The 19190-nt window shown below is 59.2% G+C and carries 9 protein-coding genes; 1 reads left to right on the top strand and 8 read right to left on the bottom strand.

What is annotated here, in order from left to right:
- Window positions 1-28: 28 nt before the first annotated feature.
- The 8 genes from JIN78_RS10200 to JIN78_RS10165 form a co-directional block, all read right to left on the bottom strand.
- Complete coding sequence (locus JIN78_RS10200; RefSeq protein WP_200391863.1) at window positions 29-883, bottom strand: hypothetical protein; 855 nt, start codon at window positions 881-883, stop codon at window positions 29-31.
- A gap of 64 nt (window positions 884-947) precedes the next feature.
- Entirely contained in the window at window positions 948-1595 is a 648-nt protein-coding gene (locus JIN78_RS10195; protein ID WP_200391862.1) for a PEP-CTERM sorting domain-containing protein, read from the bottom strand.
- Window positions 1596-1636: 41 nt separating this feature from the next.
- A complete protein-coding gene (locus JIN78_RS10190) occupies window positions 1637-4237 on the bottom strand; it encodes a YncE family protein (protein WP_200391861.1) in 2601 nt (866 codons plus the stop codon).
- Between the two features lie 253 nt (window positions 4238-4490).
- On the bottom strand, window positions 4491-4832 hold the full coding sequence (locus JIN78_RS10185; RefSeq protein ID WP_200391860.1) for a hypothetical protein: 342 nt from the start codon (window positions 4830-4832) through the stop codon (window positions 4491-4493).
- A gap of 222 nt (window positions 4833-5054) precedes the next feature.
- Window positions 5055-10895 carry an anti-phage protein ProA gene (gene proA, locus JIN78_RS10180; protein ID WP_200391859.1) on the bottom strand — a complete coding sequence of 1947 codons (5841 nt, stop codon included), beginning with the start codon at window positions 10893-10895 and terminating at the stop codon, window positions 5055-5057.
- 320 nt (window positions 10896-11215) lie between these two features.
- Entirely contained in the window at window positions 11216-12178 is a 963-nt protein-coding gene (locus tag JIN78_RS10175; protein ID WP_200391858.1) for a family 43 glycosylhydrolase, read from the bottom strand.
- Window positions 12175-13743 carry a sulfatase family protein gene (locus tag JIN78_RS10170; protein WP_200391857.1) on the bottom strand — a complete coding sequence of 523 codons (1569 nt, stop codon included), beginning with the start codon at window positions 13741-13743 and terminating at the stop codon, window positions 12175-12177. Before JIN78_RS10170 ends, JIN78_RS10175 begins: the two co-directional genes overlap by 4 nt.
- Entirely contained in the window at window positions 13740-15158 is a 1419-nt protein-coding gene (locus JIN78_RS10165; RefSeq protein WP_200391856.1) for a sulfatase family protein, read from the bottom strand. The genes JIN78_RS10170 and JIN78_RS10165 overlap by 4 nt, the downstream gene beginning before the upstream one ends.
- A gap of 88 nt (window positions 15159-15246) precedes the next feature.
- On the opposite strand from JIN78_RS10165, the gene hrpA reads away from it, so the two are divergent.
- On the top strand, window positions 15247-19086 hold the full coding sequence (gene hrpA / locus JIN78_RS10160; RefSeq protein ID WP_200391855.1) for an ATP-dependent RNA helicase HrpA: 3840 nt from the start codon (window positions 15247-15249) through the stop codon (window positions 19084-19086).
- Window positions 19087-19190 lie beyond the last annotated feature (104 nt).

Below are 19190 nucleotides of genomic sequence, written 5' to 3'. Positions count from 1 at the left end.
AAGCTTTTTTGCCTGAAGTGATTCTTGCTCAAAATCTCCAAGTGGCCAGCGCTTGCAGGGAATAGGAGGGCGAGTCGGCGGTGAGACCGGCCGCGCCGCCAAAAGTCACTGAGAAATCATGGGTGAGGTAGTTGGTGGCGGTGAGGTAGAGGAGGTGCTCTTTGTTGAGGTCGAAGTCTCCCGTCGCTTCCAGCCCCATGGCGAAGTGGTGGGTGAAGCTATGGCGGTAGGCGAGGGCGTAACCCATAGCGACGTCGCCGTCTTCGGGAAAAACGGCAACCAGATTGGCGGCGAGGCGATCGCTCTCTCCGAGGCGCAGTTCGGCGATGAGCCGCAGGAAGCCATGGCTCTCCCCGTGGCGGTGAATCCCGCCATGACTGTGTCCGGTGCCTTCATCGTGGCTGTGATTGAGGCTGTTTTGATTGGTCAATTGACAGACTGCGTAGGCAAAGGGGTTGCCGAGATATTGGGAGCAGTCTTCCAACTGCGGGTGGCCGTGGCTGCCATGGTCGTGGTCGGCTTTTTCCAATGGGAATTCCCAGCCAAAGGCCATTCCGAAGGTGACGGTGCTATTATTGGGCAGGTCGAAGGTGGGCGTGTTCCATTGCAGGGCGGGGGATAGCGCGAGGGCGTCCCAGGCTCCGGAGCCCTCATCGGCAAAGCGAAGCGCGGTGGAAAAGTTGAAGCCCCCCGGCAAGCCGAGGGCGATTCCCTGCAGGGCGGAGACTTCATCGCCATCGGATTGGGCCGTGAACTCGAAGCCCGTCGTGGTGGTCCAGTGCCAGGGCTCCGGAGTGCCGGTATCGAGGGTCACGAGAAAATCTTGCCCGTGATGGGCGGCGAGGGGCAGCGGCCAGAGAAGCAGTGTAGAAGTGGAGCGCATGGGAAAAGAGGGAGCCTCCCGAGGGGGAAGACTGAGGAGGCTCCCGGTGTTTTTGTTGGGAAAATCAGTGGCGACGGCGGAGGAGCAAGCTGCCAGCTCCGATTAAGGCCAAGAGAGCCGCCGAGGGCTCGGGAACGGTGATGGCATCGGCAGCCAGGAAGGCGGTGTAGTTGACATTCTCGGCCACAGCTTCCGATTGGGCATTGCCCCCGATGGCGAGGGTGTAGTCGCCGGCCGGGAGATGGTAGTGTTCATGCACCGACCCTGAGGTGCTGTTGTCCAGATGGGCGAGATATTCCATTTCCACCGAACCCGCAGTCCACTGGATGTTGGCGTCGTTATCAAAGAAATGGGGCCCGTCGGTGGTGTCGTTGAAGAAGCGCAGCAGCGTGTAGGAGGGGAAGAGCTTGGCATCCGCGGTTTCATCGACCCGGCTGATTTCGAGATGAAGGTAGGAGGGCTCGGTGAGGGTGAAGGCGATCCAATCGGCTTGGTGGCGCCAGCCTTCGCCTTCCGCGATGGTGCTGTCATTCCAAGACCAGCTGCCCACCGTGCCCTGGAAGGAGGTCTGGTCGCCGCCTCCGAGCACGACGTTGAAGTTGTAGCCGGCTCCTCCGGTGGGATTGCCACTCTGGGCGGTGACGACGGCGGCATTGGCGGAGGCCGCCGGAATGCCCGAGAGGAGAGCGGCGGTCAGGATCAGTTTTTTCATAGTTGTTGGTTGTTCGATTGTGTTTGGTTTTTTTGCTCCCTTTACCAGCGGCGCTGGAGGAGGAAAAATTGGCGGTCATCCGGCGTGTCGGCAGGGGCCAGATAGTGCTCGCTGTCTGAGTGGACCGGAGCGGTAAAGGGCTGCCAGTCCCTCAGATCGCGGGAGTGATGCAGAGTCCAGCCCGGTCGGGTGGTTGGCCAGCGCAGGAGCTGGTTGTTTAGAATGAGCGCGGGGGCGTCCCCGCGGTCGGGGAGACCATTGCCATCGCGATCGATGGAGAGTCGTCGGGCAGAGTCTACCGGCACCCCGAGGAAGGTCAGGCTATCTCCGGGGGTGAGTCCGCTCAAGAGATCGGCGAGAGTGAACTCTCCCTCTTGGTCGGGAGCTTGATAGCCTCCGCTCTCGGGCTGGTAAAAAAAGGTCGCCCGCTCTCCCTGCCAGTGGCCCCGCGCGATGAGCCCGGTGGAAGTCATCTCATTTCCGGCCAGGGTCTGCAGGAGCTCCACGCGCGCTTGCTTGCTGGGATCGGCCCCTTCCCCGGGGGTGAAGGTTGCGCTCTGCCCCACCGCCGGGGCCGTGCCGTTGTCAAAGGCGAGGAGAAAGGCGGTGAGGTCGCGCTTTTCCTTGGCTCGCACGGAGGCCGGGCGGTCGACATCGTCCAGTTCATGCAGGGAATAGGGGTGCACGATGGGGAACTCATGTCCGGCTCCGGTGCCGTCGGAGAGAAGCCCAAAGCCGGTGACGTTGCGGGCGCCCGGACGATTGTCGAAGTGGCGACGATGCTCAAGGGTGAGCAAGGGGGCATCCTTGAGGGGCTGAAAGGAACCGAAGGTGGAGGGAATGTCGAGATTGTTGGAAGTGCCCGAGGGCAGGCTGTGGCAGGCCGCGCAATGGTTCTCGAATTTGGTAAAAACGAGCAGACCCGCCAGGGGATCGCCCCCTTCGATTTCAGCGGGAAAGCTTCGGTCGGGATTGAGCCGGGGATTGGGGTGATGACGGAGGGCGAGGAGATAGTCGGCGATTTTGTCCATCTCCGCTGCGGGAATTTCACTCCCCCCCATCAGCTTGTCGAAGGTGGGGTTGAAGTCCTGGATGCGGGCCCGATCCCCCCGCCAGTGCAGCTTGCTTTGGTCGCTGAGGCCGATGAGGGTTTGCGTGATCATGGGCCCTTTCAAGGGGTGCAAGGTGCGGTTGACATAGGTGTCGTTCTCATGCAGCGAGCGCAGGGCTCCGGGGATGGTCTGCATTTCGCCGAAGGGGTCGCCCAAGTTCCAGGCAATGCCATCGCGCTCGAGATCGATGTGGCAACTGGCGCAGGAGACCGAACCATTGCCCGAGAGACGGGCGTCCTGGAGCAGGGCACGGCCAATCTTGAGGTCGCTGGCGAGGTCGGGGAAGGTCGCGAGACCGACTTCCGCGATCACTTCTTTTGCTACGGTGTCAATCGTGGATAGGGTGTGGGAAAGCTTGTTGAAAACATAGAGGCGCGGTTGGCTGGGATGGACGGCCAGGCCGCGTGGACCGCGCACGGTGAGGGGCCCGCGCGGAGCCTCGGGGTCGTCGTTCATGCGGAGGTCGACCCGCCAATCAAGGGTGCCGGTAGGCAGGTCGATGAGGGCGATACGGTCTGAGCCGTAGGCGGCGAGATAGGCTTTCTCGTTGGTGACCGGTAGAACGGCCATGGGTTGTGCCAGGGCGGTGTCGGCAGCAGTGGTATCGATGTTGGGAAAAATGCCGTCGGGGTCGGGGTTGAGGGTGATGTCGCCGAAGCCGTCCGCGCGGAGAATTCCCAAGCGACTGATCGCAAATCGTCCGCGCAGTTCGCTCTCGAACGGGATGAGATTGCGGGCCTCGGAGTTGGCCGCCAGCAGGGTGTTGTCTTCCGTAGTCGCTAGGGCGAGGATATTGGTGCCGATTCCTCCCGTGTAAGAAATCGACAAATTGTCGCTATCGATGGTGGCGATGTCGTGGTCGAGAACCTCGTAGTCGATATCGGGGTGCTCGGTGCTGACAATCTGGGCCACCTGTGGAGGCTCGGGGAGGGTGGGGTCGGTGTAGGCGGGCGGCTCTTGGGCGGGAGCCTCCGTGCGGGGGAGGATGGTGGTGCCATTGCTGGTGTGGAGAAAGGCGACGTGGACCTTGTCCCCCCCGTGGCTCACCGCCAAGGCGCGGGGCAGCAAGCCTTCCAAGCGCAGAATAGCGAGTTCCTCCCGCGAGTCGGCATCATAGACCCGCACGGAATGGTCCCGCGAGCAGGTGACGAAGGCCTTTCCGTCGGCGAAGACGACATCGGCGGGCTCATCCCCGGTCGCGATGGTCGCCAGCGTGCGGTGATCCGGAAGGGAGAGAATGGTGATGCTGTCCGAGAGCTCATTGACGATCCAGGCTTCTTCCTCATTGCGCAGGCGCACGGTCACCGGCAGGAGCCCCACCGGCACTTCGGCAAAGAGGCTGGGGGCAGGATGCTCCTCTCCGCCCAGGGCGAAAATGGAGAGACGGCCTTCCGCCGGATTGACCGCATAGAGTCGCGTTCCTTCCGCATTGATGGCGAGGGGGTGGACGGGGCGGGATTCGAAGAGCGGCTCGCCGTGAGCCACTCCCATTCCGCCAAGGATAGTGAGCAAAAAGAAAATCGGTTTCATAGAGAAAGGAAAAAGCAAGGATCCCAAGAGGAGAGATCACCTCTTCAGAGATCACCTGGTCAGGGAGCACCGGCGTCTCGCCGGTTACAGAAGCAAGTCAGGCGCAAAGAGCCTGTCATTTGGACTCAACCGTCTCATCGCGAGTCGAGTGTGACTGTTCTTTCTTGCGAAAGATTCAAGACTGCTAGAGCCAAGAGTCTGGAACTCTTTTCCGGGCGTTAATTGGCCGGAAAGAAAGAGACGGTAGATCAGATTAGACCGCAGCCCGCTGGGGTGGGGGAGAGGGCACGCTGGCCACATGCTCCGCCCAAAAGGCCACCTGCTCACCGGCGGGTGGACCGGCCTGCAGCCGGAAAGAGCGACCCGATTGGGCTTTCGGGTCGGAGGAGGGGAAGAGATCGAGGCGCAATTGATCGCGGCCTTCGCTGGGAGCCGGTGCGAGCGGATCTTCCTTTTTCTGCTCCTTGGCTTCTGCGATGGCGCAGCAAAGGCCACAAGGCTTGCTGCCATCGAAAGTCATCTCAATGGCGTCGGCCATCGAGTTCTCGCGCGAATTGTCGAGAAGCATCCCGGTCCAGGCGATAATCTGCAGCATATTCATCGGCCCCACTGCCACGTGGAGGCAACCGATGAGAAGCAAAATGGACCGACAGGCGTTCAACGGCGAAAAAGAAAAAGCCCTCCCCGGAAAAAGTCAAGGCAGAGGAGAGGGAAAAGGCGGTGGCGGAGAGAGCAGGATTCTATCTTCCTGCTCTCTATCAATGTCCAATGCTTGGAGGAATAAGGTGTGTGAGCTTACTTGAATCCGGACTTTCTGCTAATTTTGTCTCGCTTGATTCAAAATCTCGGCGAGTCTCTCCCGGTTCTCGGCCGATAGGCGATTTATCCCCAATAATCTGGCGAGTTGGCTCAACTCAGAGGGATTTTCGGTCACTTGGGCAGCCACCCGAATTTCCGCAGCGGGAATGTCATCGAGACGGCGCCCTGTTTGTCCTTCCTGAGGCTGCCGACAGACTGTGAGAGATTCGGGATGCTCGGAGTCTCGCCAAAAAAAGGAGACTCCATCGGACTCTTCCAAATTCGGAAATTCATGTTCGGCAAGCTCTAGAATGCGCTCTCGAATCAAGCGTCCGGTTCGTCCGAAGTCGTGGCATTTGGAGATTTTTCTCGCGACCAGTTTTTCTGAGATCGGAGCTTCCACCTCAATGAGCTCCCGGATGAGGGATCGCAAAACCGTGTCGTAGGCGGGATCGTTGAACCGTTCTGCAGAGATTTGTTCTGCGAATTTCTCTAGTTGTGCCTCTTCATAGGCCACCACTCGCGCTACCGTTTCGGACTCATGCTCATGTTGAAATTCTGTTTCGGCTGGCGAGCTTACTTGGGGAGCTTCATCTGGCAAAATCCGCTTTTTTTCATCGGTATCTACAACTTTCTCTTCCTCTGAGGATCCCTCTATGCGTGAACGCTCCAAGAGCTCATTCAGTTGAGCGTGTAGTTTTTCAAGAGAGTTCTGCTTATCATACCACCAGTCGGTCGACCAAATCCGCACCAGATTCCAGCCCAGGCCGGAAAGAACTTCTTCTCTCACCTTGTCACGATCGCGAGCTGTGGCCGCGCGGTGGTAGGTGGCACCATCACACTCAACCCCCGCTAAAAAGTTTCCTTTTTGGTCGGGATGGACAATGCCGAGATCAATACGGAAACGGGAAACGCCTACTTGGGGAACCACCTCCCATCCCTTGTTTTTCAATTCGGTGGCGACAGCTTCCTCGAACGGGGACTCGTAGCCTCCGAGGGAGCCCTCCACCGCCATGGCAAAGGCCTCGGGGCCTCGCTCGGCAAATTCCAGAAAGTGCTTCAAATCGCGAACGGCACGAGCCGAGGTCCGGTTGAGATCGATGTGGGATGAGTCGAAGGAGGTGAAAACGATCATTTCTTCCCGGGCTCGGCTGAGAGCCACGTTCAGCCGTCGCCAACCCCCCTCGCGGTTCAGGGGACCAAAATTCATCGACATCGCACCTCCCGGCTCGGAGGGGCCGAAGCCAATGCCCAGCAAAATCAAATCACGCTCATCACCCTGAACGGTCTCCAGATTCTTAACCACGACTGGCTCGGAACAGTCATCGCCGAAAAAGTGTTCGATGGCAGGATTTTCCCGCCGGGCTTGATCCAAGAGATCTTCGATGAGTCGTTGCTGATCACTATTGAGGGTGATGATGGCCAAAGACTTCTCCGCCCGCCCAAATTCTGGATCCGTGAGACGAATTAAGACCTCCTGCACCATGGCCTTGGCCTCCTCTTGGTTGGTGCGACCCTTTCCTTTGGCGTAAAGCCCCTCGACCCGACGCCATCTTACTGCCCGGTCGCTGGTGACAGCCGATGGAAAAGTGATCAAATTGCCATCGTAGTAGCGAAGGTTCGAAAAGGCGATAAGGCTCTCGTGACGGCTGCGATAGTGCCAGGTGAGCCCTTGTCGGGGCACTCCCGCTGCCAAACATTCATCTAAAATGCTCTCCATGTCATCACTCAAGTCGTCGTCTTGAGAGGTGTTGCTGCGACCGAAGAAATTGGTTGGTGGCATTTGTCTCGGATCTCCTGCGACCACAACATGTTTTCCGCGGGCTACCGAGCCAACGGCATCCCACGGTGCGATCTGTGAAGCCTCATCAAAAATCACAAGATCGAAAAGCTGTTGTTCAACCGGAAGATACTGGGCAATGGAGAGGGGACTCATCAGCATACAAGGAGCCAGCGCTGTCAACGCATCGCCCATCTCGCTGGCAAGCTGACGGAGGGGCTTGTGCCTGCGTTGCTTTTGCAGTTCATGTTGGAGGACGTCATAGCCACTGCGGCGCGTGACCTCATTCTTGCTCGGAATTTGCCCGCTGAGCTTAGCCCGAATGTAGCGAGTGGTCAGTTCGGCGAACTTATCATCCAGCGCTCGGAATTGCCCAATAAGATCCTGATGCTCGACCGCGTTGAACTTCCGCAACTCCTCATCCGCATCGAGGGCGCGGGTCGCGAACCATTTGGCGTAGCAGAGCTCGAACTGGTCGACGATTCCATCCGTTTGCACTGCGCCTTTCTGGACCGCTTCCACCAAGGGGTTCAGGCCCAGACGGCAGGCTTCGTTGACAGCCGCCTGCCAGTGTGTCCAGGCCCGCAATCGAGACTCGTGTTCACAAATTGCTTGAGCCAAAGACAGTTTCCTTTCGCTAGAGAGGTCTTGTGACGATAAGCCCGATAGCCTGCAAAACTGAGAATCGACCTCTTCATATTTTTTGGCGGTATCCTGCAGGTGATGCAGTGCCAAAGCCACCGGCCCCTCTGGGGAGAGCAGTTCATTTGCATCAAGAAGCAGGGCTTTCACTGCTTGCCGCACGGCAATGAGTTCATCGGGTGTTTGTGCGAGGGAGGAGATTGTGGAACGAAGATGTTGAGCAAACTCGAGGTGTTCCGTAAGCGCAACTTCATCAGTTTCCAGCCCGCGAACTCCCTCAAGGCCAGAGAGGGTGTGCAGTTCAGGATCGATCTTCGCGAGAAGAGCGCGCATTTCTGTGAGAGTGATCAGGTCCTGATCAATCTTGGTTGTTACCGGAGTACTGGTGCGGGCTTGGAAATCTTTGACGACTTTCTTGCGAGCCATTTTGCCGAGAAAGAGGAACTTCTTGTCAGCCTCAGCCAATCGCACTTGTATCCCCGCCAGATCGAGAGAGCGCTCAACCTCAGGGGGGTAGTCTGTGGAAAGGCGAGTCTGGCAGGCGCGATACCGCGAAAGCAAGGCTGCCAGTTTTTGCGCGCTCGCTTCTTTTTCTCCAAAACCCGGTTCAAAGGCAACCGCCAGATGACGGCCGTGAGCAGCGAGGAGAAGTTGGCCCAAGGGAAGCAAGCGGAGTATGGACCCGGGCTCGCTGTTCTCAGCAGGGAGAGTTGTTGCCTTTGTGAATTGTTGATAGGCAGAGACAAGGGCTTGGAGTCTCGGCCCCATCTCACGGGCTTGGGCAATCAGCGTTTCTTGCCATTCACTTGACCAATCATCAAAAGAGATCGCAACGAATTCTTCTGGAGCTTTTTTCAGGGTGGCCGCATTGAGTTCCAGTGTGCGACAAACGGAACGCATCTTTTCGTATTCCTCCAACAAATGAGGTTGTGGACGCTCCCATTGCAGTGAAATCATGCCTGGAGTCCAATCGCGAACCACACGGCCCACTGCTTGGTAAATGGTCAGACCATTGCGGTGCTGGCGATGTAACAAATGCACGATGCGATTGAGATCGTTTCTCACCTTTGCCAACTGGTCGGCTTCTCGCTGCCATTCTTCCGCAGCCAACTCCTCGGAGCTTTCCCAAGCTCTATCCAATTGTTTGAGAATCTCGGTTTTCGAGGTTTTATTGGAGTGAACTTCCAAGCAAAAGTCCGCCAATCCGATCTTATCCAGGCGGCGATAGACAACCTCCAAAGCGGCCATTTTTTCGGCGACGAAGAGAACACGCCTACCCAGAGCCAGATTGTGCGCAATCATATTGGCAATGGTCTGCGACTTCCCCGTTCCGGGAGGTCCGTCCAAGACAAAGTGGAAATCGCGGGCCGAGGCGATTACTGCCGCCAACTGGGAGGAATCGGCGGGGAGAGGAGCAAAAATCTCGCCCGGGGGCGTGTCGCGGTCCAGTTCGCTCTCTCTGGGAAAACCTTCCATTCTTAATGCTTGGTCCTTTTCGTTCCCGGAGTTGACCAAGCGACTCACCACCGGATTATCGAGGACCTGTTCCCGTCTCTCGACCAGGTCCTTCCACATCAGAAATTTCGCAAAAGAGAAGTTGCCCAGCATCACTTCAGGCAGAACTTCGAAGCCGGCCATTTCTTTGGTGGCTTCCCTGACCCTCTGCCAGATGAGCTTTACATCGATGCCACTCTCGTCGGTGGGAAGGTCTCCATCCAGACCAGGCAAGGTGAGGTCCAGGTCTTGTCGTAGAAGCTCCCAGAGAGTGAGATTGAAGCGCGGCTCGTCTTCGTGGAGAGTCATCGTGATTCCCGAAGCGGCACTTTTTCTTGTCAGAGTCACCGGCACCAAGATGAGTGGAGCGCGATAACTCCGGGTGTCGTCTGGAGTCTTTTTCCATTTGAGAAAGCCAAGAGCCAAAAAGAGCGTGTTTGCCCCGCCCTCCTTCAAATCTGTGCGAGATTGGCGATAAATCTCGGTCAGCCGGGAATCCAATTTTTTCTCGTCCAGTGAGGAGAGAACTTCACCTCGCTCGGCGCACTCCCGGATGAGGGCGGTTTGCAAAGATTCGCGGTTCTGCTCTTGGTAGAGGTCCACGTCGCGTCCTCCAGCCTCCAGATCGGGCATGCCCCGAAGTCGAATCTTATCTCCCGCCGCCAATTCATCCTCCAATTGAGCCGGGTCCTCACAAAGCAACGGAATGATTTTCGCTCGCTCCGGAACGTGCAAGAGACGATTGCGCGTGGTCAAATCCAGAAGGCGACGTTGCCATTGGTCCAATCGGTCCGAGGCAGTGGTTGCCTCAATCTCCACTTCGACATCAAAGGCTGGCAAATCCACGGGCGGAGTTTCCAAAACCCCGGGGTCGGGAGTAGAGGCAACTTGGCTGCTCTTGGCTATCAGGGAGGAACCGCTGCTGGCCAAGGGGTGTATCTGGCGAAGGCGGGAGCGACGAATATCAATGACCGCATGAAAGCTTTCCTCGCTCAATTGAGCTGAACCTGCTGCGAGAGCTTGGGTAAAACCGGGTTTCCCTTCCTTGGTGGCGAGGGTTGTCTCAAAGACGATCAGCTCTTTGAGCTCGAGACGGGTGCGGATGGTCGCCAGGTCCTCCACTACCGGGTGGGAGAATTCTTGTGGTTGCAGCCATACCCCCGTAAAGGCATGGCCTTCGGTCAAGACAATGAAGGGATTCAAACCCGCTTGTTCGAAGACTGCAGCGAAGAGAAGGGCTGTTTCCAAGCAAGTCGCTACCCCTCCTTCCAGAATGCGAACGGGCGGGCGTATTTTTTGTCCTTCACTTTCGAAGCTGGCGGGGGGAAGCGCATAGCTCAGATTGAGTTCTTGCACCGCCACCCAAATTGCTGCGCAGAGTTGCCAAACGCGCTTCCGGGATTTTGAACTGTATCCGTCGATGGCTCCGGGTTGTTGGCTTCGCCGGAGAACTTCCGAACTCGCCTTTAAAAGTCCGTCGATGGCGGGTTCATTGGGCTGGCAAAAGGCAGGCAAAAGCTCGGCCATGGATCCGATTCCACCCCACTGATTCTTGGCCAAGACTTCAACGCATTCTTCCCGCCGAGCCAAGACTTTCTCCTCTTGGCTCAGCGTGAGGACCACCTGGCTGGTTAATGATTCCGTCAATTCTCCTAACAGGCTTGCATCCAGCGAAACGTGGCGATCGTTGATATGGACCACCGCTCCCGGCTTCAGCTGAGACACCTTCCAAGCCTTCTTTTCAAGAATGGCCGGGTGAGAAGTGAGCGTCAGAGTCAGCTCTTCCAAAGGAGAATCGGTCTCGTTGACAAGGGCGAGTTCTCGAATGAGCGGAACTGCATTTTGTTGGGAGGCAAAGCCAATCTTCGGAGCGATGGTCAGACTAATCGTCGGTCCTTCGCATTTGACGTCCTCGGGCTCTTTTGTTGGTGGGGATAATGACATCGGTATCTGAGTGGGAAGACCCAAGCTGGAGCCGCTGAGCGAATTCTCTTGGAACGACAAAGGCGAATCCCTCGACGCGGTGGTGATGGCAGTTAGGCCAACCTAGAGGTAGCCAATATCCTTTTGTTTTACGAGCCCTCTTTTTCAACTGGGGAAGCTACCTCTCTATCCGCAAAGTTCACAAAATAGGCCTTTCTGGTGATGGGGACTTGAAAGGCGCTTTTTTGAGTTTTGTGAAGAATTTGACATCGTCGAGTCTCATATCTGGAATGAAACGGGACGAAGAGGACTTGTGAAAGGAGGGGGAAGGGGGGCGGGGGTTAGTCTGGCCACTGGAGGTCGAAGCGCTGGAGGAAGGGGAGGTCGCCTTTTTTCTGGGGGCGGCCGATTTCCACTCCCCAAGTGACGGGCTGCCCTTTTCCATTGTCCAAGAAGGCGGCCGGGCGGTAGGTGCCTGCGGCCCAAGGGTGGCGAATCACCCGGTGGGTTTGCTGGAAATGAATGCCGTCCTCAGCATAGAAGACGGACTCGCGCATTTCCTTGGGGCCGGTGGTGCCGATGAGAGCGGCTACCCCGGGACCTTGTGGCCAGACCACGACTTCGTGATTGCCGGGGATGACGGGGTTGCCCGGGTGTTTGCGATAAGGGCCGGCCGGGTGGTCGGCGAGGGCCAGGCCCATTTGGGTTTCGGCAGGTGATTTTCCTTGTTGACGGCCTTTGTAGTAGAGCCAGTAACGGCCGTCGCGCACGAGGAGACAGGCATCGTCGACGAGGTGACTGTCGAAATCGTCCGCATCCTCGCTGTTGCGCAGAATGAGATTGTCGGGCATGCGCTCCCAGGGTCCGCGGGGGGAATCAGCCACGGCAAGGCCAATTTTGGAATCGGGGTTGAAGGGGGCTTCGTAGGCTTTGGAGGTGCCGGTGTAGAAGAGCCAATAGCGTCCTTCCGCGACCAGGATATTGGGGGTGAAAACGCTGCCCGCCTCCCAACTGCCGGGCGCTCCTTTGTCGAGGGCTTGACCTTGTTCCTGCCAAGAGACGCCGTCCTGTGAAGTAGCATACCAAAGGGTGGCATCGTAGCCGGTGCTGATTTTGCCTTTGGAATACCAGAGGTAGTAGAGGTCGCCGACTTTGATGATGTCGCTGGGATCGCGTCGCATGACCCCGTCTTCCTGTCCGATGCCGGTGAGGACGGTGCGGGTGCAGGGGACTTCTGGCAGTTGCGGGGAATCTTGCGCGTGGAGGGGGAGAAGGAGGGCGAGGAGGAGAACGAGTGATTTCATTTTTTGGAAGAAGAGGCGGGATTTTCGGGAGTGAGTTGATCGAGTCGGGTCGCCATTTCGCGGACCTTGTCGGGATAGCTGTGGTATAGGTTTTCCCTTTGATTGGGGTCTTCGGCGAGATTGTAGAGCTGGGCGGGAGGCGCGTCCTGGCGGAGTTTGCCGTCCTTCAGATCGCTGTTTTTCCCCTGCACGAAGGCGACTGCGGGGGGGCCGCCCCAGGCGTGGTGGGAGGGCTTCGAGCCTGTGAAGCCTCCGCTGCCGCGGGCGGGAATATACATCCAGGGGCCTTGGCGGAGGGAGAGGTGGCTGGGCCGGTGGGCGGCGAGGAGCAGTTCTTCCCGGAGGGGGAGAGAGGGCTCTTCGGTCAAGGCTGGCAGGAGATTGAGGGAGTCCGGTCCGGCTTGGGGAGGCTTCTCTTTGCCGAGGGCGGCGTGGAGAGTGGCCATGAGGTCCAAATGGCTCAGGAGTTGGGGGGAGACGGTTGTGGGCGGAATCTTACCAGGCCAACGGGCGATGAAGGGCACGCGGTGGCCGCCCTCCCAAGCGCCAAATTTGAAGCCAAGGAGGTCTCCGTTGGGCAGGTGCCCCTTTTGCACGGCAACCCGACCGCCCGAGTTGAGCATGCCTCCATTGTCGCTGGTGAAGATGACGAGAGTGTCCTCGGTCAGTTGGTTTTCCTCCAGACAAGTCAGGATTTCGCCCACCATCCAGTCGAGCTCGTGGATGTAGTCTCCATAGAGGCCGGCTTCGCTGGTGCCTTGAAAGCGGGGGGCGGGGGTGAAGGGGTGATGGATGTGGGTGGTAGCGAGATAGAGAAAGAAGGGCTGCTGGCGGTGGGTGGTGATCCACGCGGTGGCTTTCTCTGTCAACACTGTGCCCACTTCGTAGTCGTTGTAGTGCTCGTGGGCCCGCCGCGCTCCCTTGAACTGGTTGGCCGTGCGTTGGGAGGCCTCCTTGGGAATGGGGGTGATGGGGGTGGCTTCACTGTGGCGTTTCCGCCCAATGAAGATGAGGGGATCGTCGGGATCCTCTCCCACGAAGCGATCATTTTCCACATAGAGATAGGGCGGTGCGCTATTGACGACAGGGAGGCCGAAGTAGAAGTCGAAGCCGAGATCCTGTGGTCCCGGCCGTAGTGGTGGTTGCCAATCGTTTGCTTCTTCGCCGAAACCCAGGTGCCATTTGCCAAGGGCAGCGGTGGCATAGCCTTCCTTTTGAAAGAGGTCGGCCAAGGTGAAGGTGTCGGGCGCGATGAGAAGGGGGGAGTTGATGGGCGCCGGTCCCCAGAGGCCTTCGCCGCCTTTTGCCCGGGAGGGGTAGGAGCCCGTCAGCAAGGCGTAGCGGGAAGGGGTGCAAACGGCGGAAGCGGAATGGGCATCGGTGAAGCGTCGCCCCTCCTTGGCCAGTTGGTCAATGTTGGGAGTTCGCACGTGGGTTGCACCATAACAGCCGAGGTCGCCGTAACCCAAGTCGTCGGCAAAGATGAGAATGACATTGGGGGACTTGGCAAAAAGGAGGGGGAGCCCGGCGAGGAGGAGGGTGGTGAGAAAGAGTGGTCGAATCATGGTTGGAGAGGGGTTGGCAGTGAGTGGTCCGGCATTTCCTCAAGCTTTCGTTCCTGCGGTTCGATGAGACCGTGGGGTCGTTGGGCTGAGCCGGGAGAATCGAGATTGCCCAATTCGGCTTGGATGTTCGCGGCCTCTTTTTGCAAAGCGGCAACCATTTCGGGATGTTTGTCGGCGAGATTGGTGGTTTCTCCCAAGTCCTCCTTCAGATTGAACAAAAGGGGTTCGTCGAGGGTGAGATGGATTTTCTTGCGATTGCCTCCTTGTTTCTTGGCCCAGAAGGGTTGGTCAGAAAGGGTTCGGGGAAGGTGGAGCTTCCAGGGGCCCTTGCGCACTGCTTGCAAGTGGGTTCCGTTGTAATAAGCCAAGAGGCGCTGGGGGAATTCTTCGGTCTCTCCCTGGAGAATAGGTAGGATGTTGCGCCCGTCGATGGTCCGGTCGCCAGGGAGCGCGACGCCGGCTAATGCACAGAAGAGGGGGAGAAAATCCATGCTCGTGGTGATGGCCTCCGTTGTGGATCCTGGAGGAATGACCCCCGGCCAACGGGCCAGAGCGGGGACGCGATGGCCGCCTTCCATGGTGACGTATTTGCCCCCCGCCAGAGGGCCTGCCGAGCCGAGGTTGGCGGGGCCATTGTCGGAGGTGAAGATGACCAGAGTGTCTTCTTCCAGGTCATGGTCCTTCAGAGCGGCCAATATACGCCCTGTGGAATGGTCGAGCTCCTGAACGAAGTCGGCATAGGCACCTTGGCCCGATTGACCACGAAACTCCGCGCTGGGCTTGATGGGGGTGTGGACCGCGTTGTGGGCGAGGAGGATGAAGAAAGGGTGAGTTCTTTCTTGGGCGAGAAAAGAGACCACGGCATCGGTGTAGAGGGTGGTCAATTTTTCATAGGGGACCTTTTCTTCTGCGATATCGCGATTGCGGTAGAGGGTGTCCGAATGGGGGCGGGAGGAGGAGTGGTTGTTGGCAATGCCATAGTAGTTCTGGAAGCCGGCATCGAGAGGGTGGGAGCCGTCGACGCGAAAGCCCAAATGCCATTTCCCGACCAGGAAATTCTCATAGCCGGCTTGTCCCAAGAGCTCGGGGATGGTGATTTCCTCAGCGGCGAGGCCATATTTGGCGTATTTTGGCAAATCCAAGCGGGAGATGGGGAAGCCGCAGCGCATGGGATAGCGCCCCGTGAGGAGGGCGGCGCGGGAGGGGCCGCACACATTGGCAGGCACAGAGAAGTCGCGGAAAAGGAGGCCTTCTTGCGCCATTCGATCGAGGTGGGGGGTCTCTGCTTTGGATTTGCCGTAGCAACTGAGATCGCCGTAGCCGAGATCGTCGGCAAAGATGAGCACAATGTTGGGAGGCTTGGCCCAGAGGAGGGGGAACCCGGCGAGGAAAAGGAGGGTGAGAAGAGTTTTCATGGATGGAAGCTCTCGGCTTACGGACCCGAGGATTACGTGAGTGGGCGCGAATTGTGTCCTTTGGGAGAGGGAGAAGTAGGTTTCCAAATTGATTTCGATCCGAGGCCGCATGGGTGGTGGCTTTCCCACTCTCTGTGGGCTTTCCGTCCTTCTGGCTTGCGAAAAGGCGCGACTGCTGTTTCCTCTCTCCGCCCCGCCCATTGCTGTGAAAATCACTTATCCCACTCTTCCCGTTTCCTCGCGCAAGGAGGAGATCCTGGCCGCCATGCGGCAGGCCCAGGTGGTGGTGGTGGTGGGCGAGACGGGCTCGGGCAAGACCACCCAGCTGCCCAAGATGGCGCTGGAGCTGGCTCTCGCGGAGGGGCGGCAGGGGATGGTGGGCTGCACCCAGCCGCGGCGCTTGGCCGCGACCAGCGTGGCCAAGCGGGTGGCCGAGGAACTGCGCGTGCAGCCGGGCGCGGAGGTGGGCTATGAGGTGCGCTTCGACAAACGCACGAGCGAAGAGACCCAGGTCAAGTTCATGACCGATGGCATTCTCCTCGCCGAGCTGCAGGGTGATCGCTTTCTCAAGAAATATCACACCATCATCATCGATGAGGCCCACGAGCGCTCGTTGAATATCGATTTCCTGCTGGGAATTCTCAAGCAGCTCTTGGCCAAGAGGCGGGATTTGCGGGTATTGATTTCCTCCGCGACTCTCGATGCGGGGAGTTTTTCAGAGTTTTTTTCTCAAGCGCCCATGGTCATGGTGGAGGGGCGCACCTTTCCGGTGGAGGATTACTTTTTGCCGCCCTTGGAGCGCGAATACCTCGCCGATCAGGTGGTGCGGGGGGTGGAGTGGGTCGATGCCTACGACCGCAATGGTGACGTGCTGGTCTTCCTGCCCGGGGAGCGGGAAATCCGCGAGGCGGCGCAAGCGGTGGAGGACCGGGGCTTTCGCAATACCGAGGTCTTGCCCGTCTTTGCCCGCTTGTCGATGGGCGATCAGCAGCGGGTCTTTGCCCCCAGCCGAAAGCGCCGCATCGTGCTGGCTACCAATGTGGCGGAGACTTCCCTGACCATCCCGGGCATCGTCTACGTCATTGATAGCGGTCTCGCGCGGGTGAGCCGTTGGTCACCCCAGCGGGGAATCCAGCGCTTGCAGATCGAGCAGATTTCGCAGGCCAGTGCCCGGCAGCGGCGCGGTCGCTGCGGTCGCGTGCGCGAGGGGGTGTGTGTGAAGCTCTACGACGAACTCGACCTGGAAGAGGCGGCGGAGTTCACCGATCCCGAGATTCGGCGCAGTTCGCTGGCGGGAGTCATTCTCAAGATGAAAGCCCTCGGCTTGGGCGAGATCGAAGATTTTCCTTTTGTTGATCCACCCAATGGCAAGGCCATCAAGGAAGGCTACGCCACATTGGAGGAGGTGGACGCGCTGCATGATGAGGGCCGCAATGGCTTGTCCGAGGTGGGCTGGCGATTGGCGAAGCTGCCGCTTGATCCGCGCCTGGGCCGCATGCTGGTGGAGGCGGAAAAGCGGGGCGTGTTGGCCGAAATTCTCGTCATCGTGGGCGGGCTGAGCGTGATGGATGTGCGCGAGCGTCCGGAAGGCAAAGAGGACGCGGCCAGGCAGGCCCAGGCGAAGTTCCGCGACTCGCGCTCGGATTTCCTGTCTTTGCTGAAAATCTGGAACGCGGTGAGCAAGTTTCGCGATGGCAAAGGACGATTCCAGCGCAACCAGTTGCGTAAGTTTTGCCAGAAGAGCTTCTGCAATTTCCGGCGTCTCGTCGAGTGGGACCAGATTGTGGGCGAAATCGCGCGTTCCTTTTGCGTCAAAAAGGAGCGGCCCGAGACTCGGCTGGCGAGCTTCGAGGTGGAGGTGGGCGAGGGGAAGGGCGCGCGCAATCGAGCGGCGAAATATTACAAGGAAATCCACTGTGCCTTGCTAGCTGGCATGCCGCGCTCCATCGGCATTTGGGACAAAGAGAGCAAGAGCTACAAAGGGGTGGGCGGGATGAAATTCGCCATTTTCCCCGGCTCCGGCTTGTTCAAGGAAAAGAAGCGGCCCGATTGGGTATTGGCCTTCGAGCTGGTGGAAACCTCCCGGCTCTGGGCGCGCAAGGTGGCCTGGATGCAGCCGGACTGGGTGGAGGAAGTCGCTCCGCATCTCTGCCGCAAGCGCTATCATTCGCCGGAGTGGAATGAGGGTCAGGGGGCGGTCTATGGCAAGGAGACCATTCTCCTCGGCGGGCTCACCATTGTGCCCGGGCGGCCGGTCTTTTTCGGCCGGGTCTCGCCCAAGGCGGCGCACGAGGTCTTTGTGCGGGAGGCCATTCTGGAAGGGCGGCTGGTCAAGGGCGGGGGCAGTCCCCCTCCTTGTCTGGAGCGGCTCGCCCAGGTGCGGCGGCAGTGTGCGGCGGCCGAGCGCAAGCTGCGCCGGGTGGGCGGGCTATGGCTGGAGGAGTATGCTTTCGACTTCTATTTCGCCCGCATTCCCGTCGAGGCCACCACGGCGAAGGCTTTTCACCAATGGCGGAAGCAGGACGGCCATGAGGACAAGCTCATGATCAGTCTGCGCGATGTCGTCTGGGAAGAGGGCATCGAGAGCGAATTGCTCCTTTTTCCCGACACCATCGAGCATGGCGGGCGGGAGTGGCTGGTAGAATACGTCTGCGATCCGGAGGCTCCCGACGATGGGCTGGTCTTTGAACTGGAGCTGGCCGAGCTGCCCCATTTTCCCGATTACCTGCCCAGCTGGGTGGTGCCGGGAATGCTGGCCGAGCGGGTGGAATTGCTCATCCGCAGTCTGCCCAAGGACTGGCGCACCCGCTTCCAGCCCATCAGCCAAACGGCGGAGGATTTTCTCAAGGAATGGACCGGGTGGGAGCCCCAGACCGGGTTGCTCGAGGCCTTGGGCGAGTTTCTCACCGGAATCGCGGGGGTGGTGATTGAGCCCAAGCTTTTTGACGAAAGTCGCCTGCCGGTCTCGCTGCGGCCGACGGTCACGGTGCGGGATGAGAAGGGGAAGGTGCTGGGGTTCTCGGAGGACGTGCGCGAGCTCAAAGAAAAGCTGGCGGGCCTGCTGCGCTCGCGGCGGGAGGCGGCGGCCAACGAGAAGTGGGAGATGACGGGCGGCACCTACTGGAGCTTTGGCGAGGTGCCCGAGCGGGCGGAGGGCGTCTATCCCGCGCTCGTGGATGAGGGTGAATCGGTGGGGATGCGTGCTTTTTTGGAAAAGGAAGAAGCGGCGGAAAGTCATCGCGCCGGGGTAGTGCGTCTCTTCTGGATGGATCATGAAGCCATGCTGCGGGGCTTCATGAAGCGGAGCTTCCTGCGCCCGCTCACCAAGCTGGTCTTCGGCCCCGGCCAGAGCGAGGCCTTGGAAGAGCAGGTCATGCGGGTGGCGGTGGAGGCGGCTTTTTACAAGAAAGGGGCCGAGCTCCCGCGTTCCGCCGGGGACTTTGCGGCGGCCTCGGAGGTGGCGCGCGGTTGGGTGCTCGACCAGGCCCGTGATTTGGCGGCGGAGCTGGAGCGCGCGGCGGAGGTCTACGATTTTGCCAATCGCTGGCTGGCGGGGAAAGGGGAGGACAAACTCTATGTCGAGACGGTGGCCGACCTCAGCGAAGAGCTGGAGTGGCTCAAGCGGGATCAATTCGTCTGGAAAGCGGGGGCGCGGAGGGCCCTGCGTTATGCCCGCCACTACGAGGCCTTGGAGGAGCGGCTCAAGCGTCTGGACAGTCTGCCGCTGGCCAAGGACGAGGAAAAGCGGCGCCAGCTCGACGTCCTGTGGTTGGACTGGCTCAAGCAATGGCGGGCGCGACCCGAGGCCGTGCGCCTCTGGGAGGTCGGTTGGCTCTTGGCCGAGTGGCGCATCCAGCTCTTCGCCCCCGGTGTGCCCCGCGAGGGCAAGGTGAGCGAAAAGATCATCGACAAGGCCCTGCGGGGGTGAGGGTTCAACTTATTCAAAGCGAGTTCTTTTGGTGTTTCGGTGGGGGAGGCCGGAGCGACCCCACTCGTTCCTCTTGCGCGCGCGAGCATCTTGAAGTTGCCAAA

The sequence above is a fragment of the Roseibacillus ishigakijimensis genome (assembly GCF_016595415.1).
GTDB lineage: Bacteria > Verrucomicrobiota > Verrucomicrobiia > Verrucomicrobiales > Akkermansiaceae > Roseibacillus > Roseibacillus ishigakijimensis.
This window is presented reverse-complemented; position numbering and strand designations above follow the sequence as displayed.

What these genes read in the sequence shown, in the direction of transcription:
- JIN78_RS10200 (WP_200391863.1), bottom strand. Translation starts at nt 883, where the DNA reads ATGCGCTCCACTTCTACACTGCTTCTCTGGCCGCTGCCCCTCGCCGCC.
- JIN78_RS10195 (WP_200391862.1), bottom strand. Translation starts at nt 1,595, where the DNA reads ATGAAAAAACTGATCCTGACCGCCGCTCTCCTCTCGGGCATTCCGGCG.
- JIN78_RS10190 (WP_200391861.1), bottom strand. Translation starts at nt 4,237, where the DNA reads ATGAAACCGATTTTCTTTTTGCTCACTATCCTTGGCGGAATGGGAGTG.
- JIN78_RS10185 (WP_200391860.1), bottom strand. Translation starts at nt 4,832, where the DNA reads ATGCTGCAGATTATCGCCTGGACCGGGATGCTTCTCGACAATTCGCGC.
- proA (WP_200391859.1), bottom strand. Translation starts at nt 10,895, where the DNA reads ATGTCATTATCCCCACCAACAAAAGAGCCCGAGGACGTCAAATGCGAA.
- JIN78_RS10175 (WP_200391858.1), bottom strand. Translation starts at nt 12,178, where the DNA reads ATGAAATCACTCGTTCTCCTCCTCGCCCTCCTTCTCCCCCTCCACGCG.
- JIN78_RS10170 (WP_200391857.1), bottom strand. Translation starts at nt 13,743, where the DNA reads ATGATTCGACCACTCTTTCTCACCACCCTCCTCCTCGCCGGGCTCCCC.
- JIN78_RS10165 (WP_200391856.1), bottom strand. Translation starts at nt 15,158, where the DNA reads ATGAAAACTCTTCTCACCCTCCTTTTCCTCGCCGGGTTCCCCCTCCTC.